At 62.2% G+C, this 15,390-nt stretch carries 14 protein-coding genes; 4 read left to right on the top strand and 10 right to left on the bottom strand.

Translation table 11 applies throughout. The features are described from left to right. Window positions 1–157: 157 nt before the first annotated feature. From pheS to FEV16_RS05990, 5 genes are all read right to left on the bottom strand, one after another. A complete protein-coding gene (gene pheS, locus FEV16_RS06010) occupies window positions 158–1,237 on the bottom strand; it encodes a phenylalanine--tRNA ligase subunit alpha (protein WP_138166730.1) in 1,080 nt (359 codons plus the stop codon). 217 nt (window positions 1,238–1,454) lie between these two features. Continuing rightward, window positions 1,455–2,447, bottom strand: a complete 993-nt coding sequence (locus FEV16_RS06005) for a bifunctional enoyl-CoA hydratase/phosphate acetyltransferase (RefSeq protein ID WP_246657195.1) — start codon at window positions 2,445–2,447, stop codon at window positions 1,455–1,457. Between the two features lie 207 nt (window positions 2,448–2,654). Continuing rightward, window positions 2,655–3,422 (bottom strand): SprT family zinc-dependent metalloprotease, encoded by a 768-nt coding sequence (locus FEV16_RS06000; RefSeq protein ID WP_138166729.1) that lies wholly within the window; start codon window positions 3,420–3,422, stop codon window positions 2,655–2,657. A gap of 117 nt (window positions 3,423–3,539) precedes the next feature. After that, on the bottom strand, window positions 3,540–4,184 hold the full coding sequence (locus FEV16_RS05995; protein ID WP_138166728.1) for an SCO family protein: 645 nt from the start codon (window positions 4,182–4,184) through the stop codon (window positions 3,540–3,542). Window positions 4,185–4,258: 74 nt separating this feature from the next. Beyond that, window positions 4,259–4,609, bottom strand: coding sequence for a hypothetical protein (locus FEV16_RS05990; RefSeq protein ID WP_138166727.1), 351 nt, complete (start codon window positions 4,607–4,609; stop codon window positions 4,259–4,261). A gap of 156 nt (window positions 4,610–4,765) precedes the next feature. Between FEV16_RS05990 and FEV16_RS05985 the strand changes: the two genes are divergently transcribed. The 3 genes from FEV16_RS05985 to FEV16_RS05975 all read left to right on the top strand — a co-directional run bounded on the left by FEV16_RS05985 (window position 4,766) and on the right by FEV16_RS05975 (window position 8,232). After that, window positions 4,766–6,286 carry a helicase HerA-like domain-containing protein gene (locus FEV16_RS05985; RefSeq protein ID WP_138166726.1) on the top strand — a complete coding sequence of 507 codons (1,521 nt, stop codon included), beginning with the start codon at window positions 4,766–4,768 and terminating at the stop codon, window positions 6,284–6,286. Between the two features lie 228 nt (window positions 6,287–6,514). Next, complete coding sequence (rpoH, locus tag FEV16_RS05980; RefSeq protein ID WP_138166725.1) at window positions 6,515–7,399, top strand: RNA polymerase sigma factor RpoH; 885 nt, start codon at window positions 6,515–6,517, stop codon at window positions 7,397–7,399. 155 nt (window positions 7,400–7,554) lie between these two features. Beyond that, the gene (locus FEV16_RS05975) at window positions 7,555–8,232 is read left to right on the top strand and encodes an SDR family oxidoreductase (protein WP_138166724.1); all 678 of its coding nucleotides are present in this window, start codon (window positions 7,555–7,557) and stop codon (window positions 8,230–8,232) included. A gap of 13 nt (window positions 8,233–8,245) precedes the next feature. On the opposite strand, the gene FEV16_RS05970 is transcribed toward FEV16_RS05975, so the two are convergent. The 5 genes from FEV16_RS05970 to FEV16_RS05950 all read right to left on the bottom strand — a co-directional run bounded on the left by FEV16_RS05970 (window position 8,246) and on the right by FEV16_RS05950 (window position 13,155). Then, entirely contained in the window at window positions 8,246–9,010 is a 765-nt protein-coding gene (locus FEV16_RS05970) for an ATP-binding cassette domain-containing protein (protein WP_138166723.1), read from the bottom strand. Beyond that, a complete protein-coding gene (locus FEV16_RS05965) occupies window positions 8,952–9,707 on the bottom strand; it encodes an ABC transporter permease (protein ID WP_138166722.1) in 756 nt (251 codons plus the stop codon). The genes FEV16_RS05970 and FEV16_RS05965 overlap by 59 nt, the downstream gene beginning before the upstream one ends. Further along, window positions 9,704–10,687: an ABC transporter substrate-binding protein gene (locus FEV16_RS05960; RefSeq protein ID WP_138166721.1), complete on the bottom strand. Its 984-nt coding sequence runs from the start codon at window positions 10,685–10,687 to the stop codon at window positions 9,704–9,706. The genes FEV16_RS05965 and FEV16_RS05960 overlap by 4 nt, the downstream gene beginning before the upstream one ends. Before the next feature lie 399 nt (window positions 10,688–11,086). Beyond that, window positions 11,087–11,590: a DUF6790 family protein gene (locus FEV16_RS05955; protein WP_138166720.1), complete on the bottom strand. Its 504-nt coding sequence runs from the start codon at window positions 11,588–11,590 to the stop codon at window positions 11,087–11,089. Further along, a complete protein-coding gene (locus FEV16_RS05950) occupies window positions 11,587–13,155 on the bottom strand; it encodes an alpha/beta hydrolase (RefSeq protein ID WP_138166719.1) in 1,569 nt (522 codons plus the stop codon). The genes FEV16_RS05955 and FEV16_RS05950 overlap by 4 nt, the downstream gene beginning before the upstream one ends. 192 nt (window positions 13,156–13,347) lie before the next feature. Between FEV16_RS05950 and parE the strand changes: the two genes are divergently transcribed. Continuing rightward, entirely contained in the window at window positions 13,348–15,363 is a 2,016-nt protein-coding gene (parE, locus tag FEV16_RS05945) for a DNA topoisomerase IV subunit B (RefSeq protein WP_138166718.1), read from the top strand. The last annotated feature ends 27 nt before the right edge of the window (window positions 15,364–15,390 follow it).

Below are 15,390 nucleotides of genomic sequence, written 5' to 3'. Positions count from 1 at the left end.
GGGCTCGTCATGCCCGCGCTTGTCGCGGGCATCCACGCCGCGGGGCTGCGCATATGTCAAAGGCGTTGGCGACATGGTTGGTGCGTTCTCTTTGTTTCGCAATGTCTCGGCGTGGATGGCCGGGACAAGCCCGGCCATGACGGGGGGGAGATTGTCGTTAGCTGCTCAACCCGCCGGCGAGCGAGGGGAAGTCGAGCGGTCTGAATCCATAATGCTCCAGCCAGCGGGTGTCGGCGTCAAAGAAGGCGCGCAGATCCGACATGCCATATTTCAGCATGGCGAGACGATCGACGCCGACGCCGAAGGCGAAGCCTTGATAGCGGTCCGGATCGATGCCGCAATTCCTGAGCACATTGGGATGCACCATGCCGCAGCCCAAAATCTCCATCCAGTCCTCGCCCTCACCGAAGCGGATTTCTCCGCCTTGCCTCCGGCACTGAACGTCGACCTCCATCGACGGTTCTGTGAAGGGGAAGAAGGACGGACGAAAGCGCAGCTTCACGCCCTTCACTTCGAAGAAGCTCTTTAAGAACTCCTCGAGAGTCCATTTGAGATGCCCAAGATGCGTCGTCTCGTCGATGACGAGTCCCTCGATCTGATGGAACATCGGCGTGTGGGTCTGGTCGAAGTCGCAGCGATAGACCCGGCCGGGACAGATGACGCGGATCGGCGGCTTTTGCGACAGCATGGTGCGCACCTGCACCGGACTCGTATGGGTGCGCAGCAGCCGTTTCTCGCCGGACTCAGCCGTCAGAAAGAATGTGTCCTGCATCTCCCGCGCAGGATGTCCCTCGGGGAAGTTGAGCTTGGTGAAGTTGTAATCGTCGCTCTCGATATCCGGCCCTTCGGCGACGGCGAAACCCATGTCGGCGAAGATGATCGCAAGTTCGTCCGTCACCTGCGAAATGGGATGAATGCGCCCCCGCTCCAGCGGGCTCGTCGCGGCCGGCAGCGTTACATCGAGCGTCTCGGCCTTAAGGCGCAGTTCCAGCGCCGTTTCGGCGAGCGACTCGCGTCGCGCAGCGATCGCCTCAACCGCCTTGTCTTTGAGCGCGTTGATCTTCGCGCCCTCGGTTTTGCGGTCCTCGGGCGACATTTTGCCGAGCGTCGCGAGCAGCGCCGAAATCGCGCCTTTTTTGCCGAGCGCGGCGAGACGCACGGCTTCGAGCGCCGCCTCGTCGGCGGCCTCGTCAATCTGGCGCAGCGTATCTTCTTCGAGTTTGGCGATATCGGTCATATTGGTTTCTAATGTGGACGTTTCCTCGTCCTTCGAGACGCCCGCTCCGCGGGCTCCTCAGGATGGGGAAACGTAAAGCGCGCCGCTGCCGCCCTCATGCTGGGGAGGCTCCGCAGGAGCCGTCTCGAAGCATGCGGGCGAAGGTCAGCCGCCCTTTTTGGGAAATCTTGTCGGGCGGCGGCGGTTTTGCCACGCGGGGGGCGTTCTGTCGAGAACGCTAAGGCGTGGCGCGCGGCCGGTGAGTGAAAATTTGCGCCAGCGCCGAAGACACGACGCGGGATTGAACGTCATCGGCGCGGCTCGTCAGCACGATCGGCACGCGCGCGCCGAGCACCAGCCCCGCCGTATCGGCGCCGCCGAGAAAGACGAGCTGCTTCGCCAGAATATTGCCGGCCTCAAGGTCAGGCGCGACGAGGATGTCTGCGTCGCCGGCGACCGCAGAGTCTATTTGCTTGGCGTCGGCGGCGTCGCGGGAGATGGCGTTGTCGAAGGCCAGCGGCCCGTCGAGCTCGGCGCCGGCGATCTGGCCGCGGTCAGCCATCTTGCAGAGCGCCGCCGCCTCGATGGTCGAAGGAATTTTGCCTTCGACCGTCTCCACCGCCGAAAGCAGCGCCACCTTCGGCCGCTCGATGCCAATCGCGTGCGCGAGGTCAACCGCATTACGCACGATGTCCCGCTTGATATCGAGAGTCGGCGCGATGTTGATCGCGGCGTCGGTGACGAGCAGCAGCTTGTGATAGGTTGGCGTGTCGATGACGAAGACGTGGCTGATCCGTCGGTCGGTGCGCAGGCCGGCGCCATCCCGGACGACGGCGGTCATCAGCTCATCGGTATGCAGCGCCCCCTTCATCAGCGCGTGGAGCCGGCCGCGGCGCACAAGTTCGACCGCCTGATCCGCCGCCGCATGGCTATGTGGCGCATCGACGATCTCGACGCCTTCAAGCGAGACGCCGCTGGCGCTCGCGGCAGCTTCGATTTTCGCGCGCGGTCCAATAAAGGTCGGCACGATCAGACCTCGGTCGCGCGCGGCGATCGCGCCTTCGATCGAGCGAGCGTCGCAAGGATGGATGACGCCCATGCGAATGGGCGGCAGCGCCTGCGCCCGGCGCACGAGCGCGTCAAGCAGCGCCCCTCGCGCGCGGGCCTGAGCCACCATGGACCAGGGCGGGCGCGACGTCGCTGTCGGGTCACAGCCAGCGCTCTGGCTCATCGGCCACTCCTTTGTTCAAATCGGCGGATCGCGGGGATGCGATTAGCGAAGGATTCGTCGCGCCCGCCTTGGTTTGATCATTATCGCGGCGAATATCGAATTTCTAATGATAGACCGGCTCAGCTGTCGAGACGCGCGCGACGAAAACGCTTGGCTGAGATTATAGCGGCAGGAGCAGGGCGAGTCCGAGCCGGCTTCGTCGCCCGATCACCGCGCCTTGGCTCCATATTTATGGAGATGCGCGCCATGCGCCGAGAGCCAGGCTTCGGCGCGGTCGGTGTCGGCGCAAAGCCGCCGAGTGAGCTTCCAAAATCGCGGCGAGTGGTCGAGATGCGCCAGATGCGCAACCTCATGCGCGGCGAGGTAGTCGAGGACGAAGGGCGGCGCCATGATCAGCCGCCATGAAAAATTTAGCGCGCCTGAAGCGGAGCACGATCCCCATCGGCTGATCGTATCACGGAGGCCGACGCCGCGCGGCGGAAGGCTCAGGGCAGTGGTGTGGCGTGCGACCGCGTCTTCAAGGTCGCGGCGCGCCTCGCGCTTAAAATGATCCTGAACGCGCCGATGCACATGCGCCGCCTGGCCGGCGACGCAAAGCGTGAAGGGAACCTCGAAGTCCTCCCGCGGTTCGATCCAGGTGACGCCGCGGAGCTCAGGATGATGGGCGATCAGATGATCGACGCCGCGAAGAGGCGCGACCGAACCATGTGCGAAAGGTATGGTTTCGGGCAGCCTGTTTAGTCGCGCCGCAATCCAGGCGGCGTGACGCTGAGCAAAATCGCGCGCATCGCGCAAAGCGGCCCGCTGCGGCATGGTCAAGACAGCGTCGCGCTTGGCGAAGCGCACGCGCAATGTAAACCGTCGCGCATTCTGCGAGCGGCGCAGAGCGACGAGAATCGTTTCGCCGGCATGAACCAATATGAGAGTCGACGCGCCGCCCGTCGGGGCCGGTCCTTCGCGCAGGAGTCGAAGCATGCTCACATGCTAGCGCAAAGGCCATATGAGTCGCGAGTTGGAAAATTGCGGCTTAACGAAAATATTTCTCTTGCGCTGCGGCCTTTCGCGCGCTCTCCGAGACCGACCGGACGAGCGCTAAAGATAACGCTGAAGCTCACGCGCGGCTTCCGCCGGCCGACGCGCCACGTTGAACGGCGCTACGAAGCGGCCGTTCTTGTCCATCAGATAAACGACGGTGGTGTGGTCGACGGAATAATCCTCATCCTTGCCGGCGCGCTTCGAGAAGATGCGATATTCGCGCAGCACGGGATCAACCGAAGCGCGCGGCCCCGTGACGCCGATGATGCGCGGATCGAAATTGGAGAGATAGTCCTTGAGCGTTTCGGGCGTGTCTCGCTCGGGATCGACGGTGACGAACAGCGCGCCGACCTTCGCGTCCGGGCCCATCGCCCGCAGGATCTCCGACATCTCAAAGAGCGTTGTGTGGCAAATATCGGGGCAGTGCGTATAGCCGAAGAAGACCAGGAAGGGACGCCCGAGGAAGTCTTGCTCGGTCACCTGCTGCCCGGTGTGAGCGGTAAGCTGAAAAGGTCCGCCGATCGTTTCCGTCGACGTCGTGGACTTGCCGCTGGTGAAAAAGACGAAGGCGGCGAACACGGCTGCGAAGACGGCGCCGACGCCAATCAGCAGCGGCTTGGAGACATTTGGTCCATTCGAAGATTGCGCGCCCTTTGCGCCGCGCTTTAATCCTTTTGCGCCACCCTTCGATCCATTGGCCATCGTGCGTTTCCTGCGATTGTTGTCATTGAGCGGCGCATCGCCGGTGCGGCTCCGCCGCGCGGGCCGCGAGTAGGTCAGTCCGCGAAAACTATATGGGCGTCATTGCACAAGTCCACGTCGCCGGAATCTTTCGCGTCGTCGAACGCCCATCGCGCTTGAAAAAGACAACCCTTGGCGCCGGTGATCGGGAATTGCGCGCGGTCCCCAGCGGCCAGGGGCTTGTCGATCTTGCCGACGACGATTTCTTCGGGCTTATCCTTTGCCGTCATAACGATCTCGAAGCTCTTCAGCGGAACGAGACGCTGGTTCTCCAGATTGACGGCTTGCGCCAGCTTCGCGGGGGCTGGTCGCGGTTTGGTCGCGCCGACCGCCTGCGCGACGCTGGCGACGGCGATGACGCCGATCATCGCGAAGCGAAGCTTCATTGGACTTTCTCCCAGGGCGGGGAACTTATCCCGCCCAATTCCATTCGCCAAGCGCCGCCAGAACGTGAGCTTCGCCGAATGGGCGGATATGCGCCGCGAGCGCCGATGGTGTAGCCTTTAGACATTCCGATTCCTGATTGCGAAAGCGCTTTCACCATGAGCGAGACACCAGGCGCAGTTCCCGGCAAGATCCTCGTCGGCGCGAGCGAGAAGGACGGGAAACCTCGCAGCTACCGCTATCTGACGCTCGCGCTCGGCAATCGCCACGGCTTGATCGCCGGCGCGACGGGCGGAGGCAAGACCGTTTCGCTCCAGTTGCTCGCGGAGGGTTTTTCCAATGCTGGAACCTCCGTCTTTCTCGCCGACGTCAAAGGCGACCTCGCCGGGCTGTCGCAGCCTGGCGACGGCAAACCGCCCTTCGTCGCTCGAGCCAAAGAGATTGGAATTCCTTACGAGCCTGACCGCTTTCCCGTCGCCTTCTGGGATGTCTTCGGCGAAGAGGGACACCCTGTGCGGGCTTCCATATCCGCTGTAGGGCCGTTGCTGCTGTCGCGTCTGCTCGATCTTAACGACACGCAAGAGGGCGTGCTCAACGTCGTTTTCAAGGCGGCGGACGAGCAGGGCATGCTGTTGCTCGATCTAAAGGACCTACGAGCGATGCTCGCGCATGTCGCGGAGAACGCCGCGACATATAAGGCGAAATATGGAAATGTCGCATCCGCGAGCGTCGGCGCCATTCAGCGGCAGCTTCTGGTGCTCGAGTCGCAAGGCGGGGATAAATTCTTCGGCGAGCCCGCGCTCGACATCATGGATTTTCTGCGGGTCGATCGCGACGGACGCGGGGTGATCAATATCCTCGCCGCGGACAAACTCATGCGCGCGCCGCGGCTCTATGCGACCTTCCTTCTTTGGATGCTTTCCGAACTATACGAAACTCTTCCGGAAGTCGGCGATCTCGACAAGCCGAAGCTCGTCTTCTTTTTCGACGAAGCGCATCTTCTCTTCAATGACGCGCCAAAGGCGCTGCTGTCCGCGATCGAGCAGGTGGTGCGGCTCATTCGGTCGAAAGGCGTCGGCGTCTACTTCATTACGCAAAGTCCGCTCGACGTGCCGGATACAGTGCTCGGCCAGCTTGGCAATCGCATCCAACATGTTCTGCGCGCATTTACCCCGCGCGATCAAAAGGCGGTGCGCGCCGCGGCTGAGACCTTTCGCGACAATCCGAAAATCGACGAGGCCGAAGTCATCATGCATCTTGGCGTCGGCGAAGCGCTGGTCTCAATGCTCGACGCCAAGGGGACGCCGGAAGTGGTCGAACGAACGCTGATCGCGCCGCCGTCCGCGCGCGTTGGACCAATATCGCCAAACGAGCGGCAGGCGGTTATGGCGGCGAGTTCCTTCGCTGGAAAATACGATTCCATGGTCGATCGCGAATCCGCCTTCGAAATGCTGCAGGCGCGCGCCGAGAAGGGCGAACCCGCGAGCGCCGGCGCTGGCGGCGGTCTCCTTGGGACGCTCGGCGGCATATTGGGCGGCATTTTCGGCAAGGGCGACAGAAAGCGTATGTCGCCTGCGGAACTCGCGGCGCGCGCCGCGATTCAGTCGGCGGCGCGTTCCGCCGGCACGCAGATCGCTCGGCAGATTTTGCGCGGGGTGCTGGGCGGAATGTCGAAGTGAGTTCGCGCCGGGATCATCTTTCAGATAGGAATAGCTAAAGCGGCGTTGTTGATCTTTGAGGCGCGCCATTCACATTGCTGAAACTTAATCCGCGCTTTAGCCACTCTTCACGCAATCGTCATTTTCGAGCCCTGAGGCGGCGCCCTATAATGTCTCCCTGTCGCGGTCGGCGTTTGGTGACCGCGCTTTGCGGGCCCGCCATCCTTGGGGGTCCGTCAGGAGGGACTTATGGCGAATGCCTTGCCAATCGTCTCAGAAGACGGCCTATCGCGCTATCTCTCTGAAATCAGGCGGTTTCCAATGCTGGAGCCGCAGCAGGAATATATGCTCGCCAAGCGCTGGCGCGAGCACGAGGACCCAAAGGCCGCGCAGGAACTGATCACGTCGCATCTTCGGCTCGTGGCCAAGATCGCCATGGGCTATCGCGGCTACGGCTTGCCGATCGGCGAGATCATTTCGGAAGGCAATGTCGGCTTGATGCAGGCCGTGAAGCGCTTCGAGCCCGAACGCGGCTTTCGCCTTGCGACCTACGCGATGTGGTGGATCCGCGCCTCCATTCAAGAATATATTCTGCGCTCCTGGTCGCTCGTGAAAATGGGCACCACGGCGAGCCAGAAGAAGCTATTCTTCAACCTGCGCAAGGCGAAAAGCCGTATCTCCGCTTTCGAGGAGGGCGACCTCAGGCCTGAGAACGTCGAGAAGATCGCGCACCGGCTTGGCGTTTCTCAGCAGGACGTCATCGAGATGAATCGCCGTATGGGCGGCGACGCTTCGCTCAACACGCCGTTGCGCGAAGAAGGCGAAGGCGAGTGGCAGGACTGGCTCGTCGACGATAGCGTCGATCAGGAGCATCTGCTCGTCGCCCAGGAAGAAAGCGACAATCGCCTGAAGGCGCTGCGCGGCGCCCTTGACGTGCTCAATCCGCGCGAGCGGCGCATCTTCGAGGCGCGGCGTTTATCCGACGATCCGGTCACGCTTGAAACGCTCTCCGAGGAATTCGGCGTTTCGCGCGAGCGCGTGCGCCAGATCGAGGTGCGCGCCTTCGAGAAGGTGCAGGCGGCTGTGCGCGACGGCGTCGCGCGCATTGAATCGGCGCATGCGCCGGCTGAGTAGCGGCTTCGAACTCTACGCTGGATGAGTGAATGAACGATGCGGCGCCGAAAGGCGCCGTTTCGCTGATAGGGTGCGCGCGGTGCGCCCGCCCTGCTCGATGCAATCGCTCGCTCTATAATATGCCGGCCAGGATTTGGGAGCGCGTGAGCGGCGACATGTCTCATTGGCTTATCGCCGGCGCGAGCCGCGGCATCGGACTGGAGGCTGCGCGTCAGCTTGCGGCGCGCGGCGAACGCGTGACCGCGAGCGTTCGCAGCGCGGCGGGGCTCGCGGCGCTGAAAGCGGCTGCGCCGCAGGCAAACACGCTGCAATTCGATGTTCGCGACGAGGCGGCGATACGCGCCGCCGCCGAGCAAGTCTTAGATCCGATTGATGTTCTGATCGCCAACGCCGGCGCCTATGGGCCTCAGCGGCAAACTTCGCTCGACATGGATTTCGAGGGCGCGCTCGATCTTCTTTCGGTCAATACGCTCGGACCGCTGCGCGTCGTTCAGGCCTTCTTGCCGCTTGTGAAACGCAGCGCCCGTCCGCGCATCGTGATGATGACCAGTAGATTGGGCTCGATGTCGCTCGACGGCACGTCCAATGTCGCCTATCGCGTATCAAAGGCTGGACTGAACAAGATCGCGCAATGTCTCGCCGTTGACCTAAAGGACGATGGGGTTGTCGTCGTCGTGATGCATCCCGGTAGAGTGCGGACTGAAATGGGCGGGCCGAACGCCACGCTCGACGTTGGCGACAGCGTTGCCGGCATCATTCAGGTCGCCGAGTCGTTAACGCTCGCCGATACGCGCCGCTATCTCGACTACCGCGGCGAAGATATTCTCTGGTGAGACAACACGGCGCCTATTGTTTGCTTTGTGGCGGCTCAGCGCGCGCTTTCGCCAGCGCTTCTCGCGCCCGCGCCTCAATAATTTCTGCCGCCTCTTTCTCAAGATGTCTTCGCGGCGTTGGCACATCGAGCGTCGCGAGGACATGAGCGGGACGCGCCGACAACAGAAACAGCTTGTCGCCAAGCGCAATGGCTTCGCGCAGATCGTGAGTCACGATAAGCGTCGTGATGCGCCGCTCGTCGATAAGCCGCGCGATCATCTCGCGTAGATCGCGCGCGAGAGCCGCGTCGAGCGAAACGAGCGGTTCGTCAAGCAGCAGGAGATCCGGCTTGACGGCGAGGGCGCGGGCGAGCGCCACACGCCGGGCGAGGCCGAGAGAGAGTTCGCGCGGAAAATGCGTCGCATGCTCGGCGAGCCCCAGTTCATCGAGAAGCGCGGCGATCTCCGCTTCACTCACATGCGGCGCGGCGATGCGAATATTGTCGGAGACGCTGCGCCAGGGCAAAAGCCGCGGTTCCTGAAAGGCCATGCCGAGTCGCCCGTGTTCGGGCAGCGCGATCGTTCCAACAAAATCCTTGTCGAGGCCGGCGATGAGCCGCAGCAGGGTCGTCTTGCCGCAACCGGAAGGGCCGACGACCGCGCCCGCCTTTCCCGCGGGCAGCGTCAGCCGCAAATCCTCGAGCGCGCGAAGCGGCCGTCCGCTTGCGGAATGATAATCCTTAGATGCGATCGAGACGTCGAGAGACGCCGCGCCGCCAGCGCGAGACGTGTCGTTCAAGAGGTTGCACCAAAAAAGTTTCAACGCCGAGCATCAGCGCGACGAAGGGAAGCGCGTAAGCGAGCAGAAGCTTCATGTCGAAGAGCTGAAAGGCCATGTTGATCTCAAAGCCGACGCCGTTCGAGCGCCCGAGCAGTTCGACGACGAGAACGATCTTCCACACGAGCGAAAGGCCGGAGCGCGTCGCTGCCGCAAGATAGGGCGCAAGCTGCGGCAGAACGAGATGCTTCAAGCGTGCGGCAGGCGAAAAGCGGAAGACCCACGCCATGTCTTCAAGGTGCGGATCGAGCGCGCGCGCGCCTTCGCGCACGACGACGATCGCGTTCGGGAGCTTGTTGAGCGCGACGGCGCCGATCGCGGCGACTTCCGTGAGACCAGCCCAAACATAGGCGAGCACGATGACGACGAGCGCGGGGAGATTGAGCAGCGCAACGAGCCACGGATCAAGCAACCTGTCGGCAAGCTTGTTGCGGCCCATGAAATAGCCGATCGCCGCGCCGAAACTCATGGCGAGCGCAAAGGCGGCGACGACGCGCGCAAGCGTGATTGCAAGATTGGAGAACAACGCGCCAGAGAGCGCCTCCTCATAGATTTTCTCGAAGACCGCCACGGGTCCCGGAAGGCGATGCGGATCGGAGAGCCACGCGCCGATCTGCCAAAGGAGGAGCAGAGCCGCGAGCGAGACCAGACGGATCAACGCGGCTTGCCCTCAGCGCCCTTATAGAAGGTTCCGGGATCGAGCGTCTTGCCCGAGCCGACGAGCTTCTCGCCGCCGAGCGCGGCGAGCGCGTCATAGAGCATGCGCGCGTCGGCCTCTTGCTCAGCGATCGAGCCCTTCGGCGTTCCGGCGACATAGCGCTTGCGGTAGATGTCGAGAGTCTTGGCGTCCTTGCCGCCGAGGCGCTGAGCAATGACCGTGCTCCAGGCTTTGTCAGACGTCGCGATCAGCTGTTTCGCTTTCTTGGTCATTGCGAAGAACCGCGCGAGCGCGTCCTTGTTCTTCGCCGCAAAGCCTTCGTCAAAAACATAGCCGGTGACGACGACGTCGCCCTTCGCGCCGAGCGCCTTCTCGACATCGGTAAGCTCGATGGCGCGCGTGAAGCCTTGCGCTTCGAGATCGGCGGCGAAATTCCAGAATTCGAGCGCCGCATCAATCTCGCCCTGCAGCGCCTTTTCAGCGATGAGCGGCGGCGCGCCGTAAAGCACAGTCGCGGTCTTGTCGAGATCGACGCCGTTTTTCAGCGCATAGGCCTTGAGCATGAGCCAGCTCTTGTCGAGCGGCCCTCCCGCGACGCCAAGCTTTTTGCCGGCGAGGTCTTTGACGCTTTTGATCGCGGGGTCCTTTGTCATTACCGCGCCGATCGCCGAAGAATGCGGGTAGAAAGTCAGTTTCTGATCCTCTGCGCGCTGGCGCGCGACCCATAGCCAATCGGAAATGATAATGTCGGCGCCGCCGCCCTGAATGGCGATCTTGCCGGCGTCAGTCGAGGCGAGTTCGGTTGCGTCAATGTCGAGCTTCGCCTCCTTGTCGAGGCCAAAGGCCTTGATCACTGCAAGCTCCCAGCCGAGCGTTCCGGTCTTCTGCAGCGCGAGGCGCAGTTTTTCCGCCTGCGCCGGCGCGGCGACGAGGAAGACGCAGGCGAAACCGGCGGCGAGAGCGAGGAAGAAGCGTTGCATTTTTTCCTTGGATTCCGTCTGAATGTCTTAGCGCAGGATCAATACGGCGTCGATGCGCGCGTTACGCTGCGCATACTCCCCCTTGCGGGGAGGTCGATCGCCGAAGGCCATCGGGTGGGGGTTGCTCCGTAACCCCACCCGGCTCGCTGCGCTTGCCACTCTCCCCGTAAAGGGGAGGGATTTGCGCGGCCGTATTGTCTGTTTGTGTTTTGCGGGTGGGGAGAAGTTTTTTTAAGCGCGATCTCTCCGCGTCATGCCCGCGCTTGTCGGGGCATCCACGCGGCGCCGTTGCGCATGCCTCGCAGAATCGACGCAATGTCTCGGCGTGGATGGCCGGGACATAGGCGAGCGAAGCGATGCCGTCTTTGACGGCTTTGCCCGGCTATGACCCGGTAGGCGCTACCCGTTCACGGCGCGATCATCTTTCCAAATCTCCCAGCGCCAATAGAGATAGAGAAGCAGGAGCAGCCAGAGGGCGACAAAGCCGTCGGAAAAAATCGTCAAAAAATTATAGGGCGCATAGTCGCCCGCCCGAAGCGTCTGCACGACGTGGCCATACGTTGCCCCGAGCATGAACAAAGACCATCCAAGCCCGGTCGCGACCCAGAAGGAGCCGCCGATCCAGATACACAGAAAGCCGAGAACGCCCCAAGCGCCGTCGTGAACGCCGACTTCGAATTGGAATGGGCTGCCGGGCGCCCAGCCGATCATTCGCGCGGCTTGATCGGGGAAGAAGACATGAGGGATGAAGCCGAGCGGCAAGCCGATGACGCCGACGTCGAAAACAAGCGCGTAAAGCAGCAGCAGGCGAACGACGCGCGCGCGAGTCCTCGGGACTTTGCTCAGGGCGAGATGCGCCAGCGGCAGCAGCACGCTTAAAGATACGACGATCAATCCGATCATAGCGACGCGGCGTGGACGGAGTCCTGCGTGGTAGCGGCGGCGATACTGCGCTCGCCGGGTTTCAGCGCCTTGATCTGATATTCTTCACACAGCGCGCTCAAAGCGGACAGACCGCCGTAGAGCTTTTCAGAATCGCCATAGCCGATCGCCGCAAATCGATAAATAAGCTGACGCACGAGGCTCGGCTTCAAGAAGTAGCCGGAATGGACGTCGACCTTGCCCGTGACATAGATCCAAAGCAGATGCAGATGTCCGAGCCAGGACAGATTTGGCGACTTGCTGGTAATCGCATCCGTCACCACCCCAAAGCCATCGGCGTCGATGCTGTCGGTGCAATCGAAATAGGTGAGCCTCTGGGCGAAGGATTCTTCGGACTGCGCGGCGTCGAGTTCGGCATAAAGCTGATACAGCGTGCGAGCGCCGACGCGCAAATTGCCGAGCGTGAGCTGTTCCGAAATTCCCCATCCGGTCAGCACGCCGACATTGCCGAGCCGATAGCCAAACCTGCGGCTCTTCGTCGGCAGCGAAAAGAAATTCGCCGTCGTCGAAATGTCGCGCAAGACTTCATCGCCCTCGTTCGAGAAGAGATGCGCCTCCTGAAAGCGGATCAATGACGAGTGCAGGGCATTGCTTCGGCCCAGAAGCAGCACTTCCGCCGGAATGTCGGGCGAGACCAACACCAGGCGGCGCAACAGAAAACTCTTGCCGATCTTCGATCTCTGCTCGCGCTGCTTCCTCTCGTCATAGCTTCCGGGCATTTCCACGCCGTAGCGCATGGCCGCGATCGCCTCGGGCGAAAACACATCGGACAGAATGCGCACCGCGTTGGTGACGACGAAGCCGCCCATGCTATGGCCGATAAAGGAAAGGTCGACCCTTGCGGAGAGATCGTCGGCGCGCGCCCTGAAGAGCCGTGGTTTCGGCTTCTGCGCCAATCTGTCGTCGATCTCACGGATCAGATTGACGAGGTCCGGCACGCCGTAATTCGTCGCGCGGAAGCCGTCGCGGAAATAGACGATGAGCCGCAGCAGAAACAGCGTAAGCGGGATGACGGCCATCGTCGCGGTAATGGCGGTCACGGCGACGCGCCAAAATTTCCCCCACTCGCATATCTCGAATCGGAAATTCACCAGATACACGGCGGCGAGCGACGCGAGCAAAATACCGAGCAAGAAGAATGGAGCGGCGTTCAAACCGGTTCGCCAAGGCGTTCCCATCGCTTCCGACGGCCAGCGATAGCCGACGCAGACGACGCCGCGCCCTTGGAGCTCATCGTCCTCGTTCACCGCGACGAACGACTTACGATAGGTCTCGAGGACTCTGTCGCGCGGCGTATTGAAGCCGTGCACGGTGATCAAGAGTTTAGGCTTTTGCTGCTTGGCCAATGTTTCGACGATTTGGTCGATCGTTGAAGGCTTGCAGTAGTCCGGCGTCGGTAAAGCGCTCTCCTTATCGTCAATATTTTCCGGCGCGGTGCTTTCGACAAAGAAAGCTGGCGTGAAGGCTTTGCCGGTTGGCGGCGCGACGTCGACCTCGTAGACCGCCAATTCCTGTATCTGCGCCATGGAAGGCTCCAAATTTTTCGATTGAGCGATAATCCTTAGGAGAGTATTCAGTCGGGCCAGAGCATGCCCCAGTGTCGCCTATGCGACAAGTCAAAGCGGCATCTGCCTTTTTTGTGAAGGCCATGTGTCGGCCGCGGCGAAACGGCTGCGCTCGACCGGCCTACCCGATCCCGAATCACGCTAATATCGCCCATGGCTTCAAAACCCGATCTTTTCAGCGGCGCGGCGCGCAAGGCGCCCGCAGCGAAACCCGCCGCAAAACGAGGTCCGGCTGAATATTCGGCCGCCTCGATCGAAGTGCTGGAGGGGCTCGAGCCCGTCCGCCGGCGCCCCGGCATGTATATCGGCGGCACCGACGAAGCGGCGATGCATCATCTCTTCGCCGAGGTGCTGGACAACGCCATGGACGAGGCCGTGGCCGGCCATGCGACCTTCATCGAAGTGACGCTGGAAACAGGAGGCTGGCTCACCGTCATCGACAATGGCCGCGGCATTCCCGTCGATCCGCATCCGAAGTTTCCCAAGAAATCGGCGCTGGAAGTGGTGATGACGACGCTCCACGCCGGCGGCAAATTCGATTCAGGCGCCTATCAGACCTCAGGCGGTCTGCATGGCGTCGGCGTTTCTGTCGTCAATGCGCTGTCGGAAAAGCTCGAAGTCGAAGTCGCGACAGGCGGCGAACTTTACCGGCAGGAGTTTTCGCGCGGAGAACCGCTCGGCAAGCTTAAATCGCTCGGGCGTATCGCCAATCGGCGCGGCACCAAGGTGCGCTTCAAGCCCGATGCGCAGATTTTCGGCGCGAATGCGCATTGGAAGCCGGCGCGACTCTTCCGCATGTCGCGCTCCAAAGCCTATCTCTTCGGCGGCGTCGAGATCCGCTGGCGCTGCGATCCTTCGCTGATCGAGCCAGGCGCCGATACGCCGCATGAGGCGGTGCTGCGCTTTCCTGGCGGGCTGAAGGATTATCTGGCGCGCGAAATCCACGGCAAGGAGTTCGTCACCGACCAGCCCTTCGTCGGCAAGATCACGAAGGAAGGCGGTCACGGTTCGCTTGAATGGGCGGTTTCTTGGCTCGCCGAGGACGACGGTTTCGTTCACTCTTATTGCAACACCATTCCGACGCCGGACGGCGGCACGCATGAAGCGGGATTTCGCGCCGCGCTGTTGAAGGCGCTCAAGGATCACGCCGAGCGCGTCGGACAGGCGAAGCGCGCCAAGGACATCGCCGCCGACGATCTCATGGGCCAGTCGGCCGCGATGATCTCCGTCTTCATCCGCGAGCCGGAGTTTCAGGGCCAAAACAAAAGCCGGCTGATGAGCGTCGAAGCTTCGCGCATCGTCGAGAGCGCGGTGCGCGACGCCTTCGACCACTGGCTCGCCGGCGCGCCGTCACAGGCCAATAAGCTCTTAGATTTCGCCGTGGAGCGCGCCGAGGAGCGTCAGCGCCGGCGCGCCGAGAAGGACATCGCCCGCAAGACGGCGACCCGCAAACTGCGTCTGCCCGGCAAGCTCGTCGACTGCACGAATAATTCGGCGCAGGGCTCAGAACTGTTCATCGTCGAAGGCGACTCAGCCGGCGGCTCTGCGAAGGAGGGGCGCAACCGCGCAACGCAGGCGATTTTGCCGTTGCGCGGCAAGATTCTCAACGTCGCCTCGGCGACGAAAGACAAGCTCCTCGCCAATCAGCAGCTCGCCGATCTGACTCAGGCGCTCGGCTGCGGATTGGGCGCGCATTACCGCGATGAGGATCTGCGCTACGAGAAGGTGATCGTGATGACCGACGCCGACGTCGACGGCGCCCATATCGCGTCGCTGCTCATCACTTTTTTCTATCGGCAGATGCCGCGGCTCATCGAGAACGGGCATCTCTATCTCGCGCAACCGCCGCTCTATAAGCTGACGCAGGGCGCCAAGACCGTCTATGCGCGCGACAATGAGCATCGCGACGAGCTGATCGCCAAGGAATTGACCGGCAAAGGAAAGATCGAGACGAGCCGCTTCAAGGGGCTCGGCGAGATGAGCGCGGCTCAGCTCAAGGAAACGACGATGGATCCGACGAAGCGCACCCTCCTTAAGGTCGTCGTCGAACCGGAAGATCGTGAGGAGACCGCCGATTGCGTCGAGCGGCTGATGGGAAACAGGGCGGAAGCGCGCTTCGCCTTCATCCAGGAACGCGCCGCCTTCGCGGCGGAGCTCGTCGATATCTAGCCCTCGCGTCCGGACCCGTCCGGGAGT

The sequence above is a fragment of the Methylocystis sp. B8 genome (assembly GCF_005771425.1).
Classification (GTDB): Bacteria; Pseudomonadota; Alphaproteobacteria; order Rhizobiales; family Beijerinckiaceae; genus Methylocystis.
This window is presented reverse-complemented; position numbering and strand designations above follow the sequence as displayed.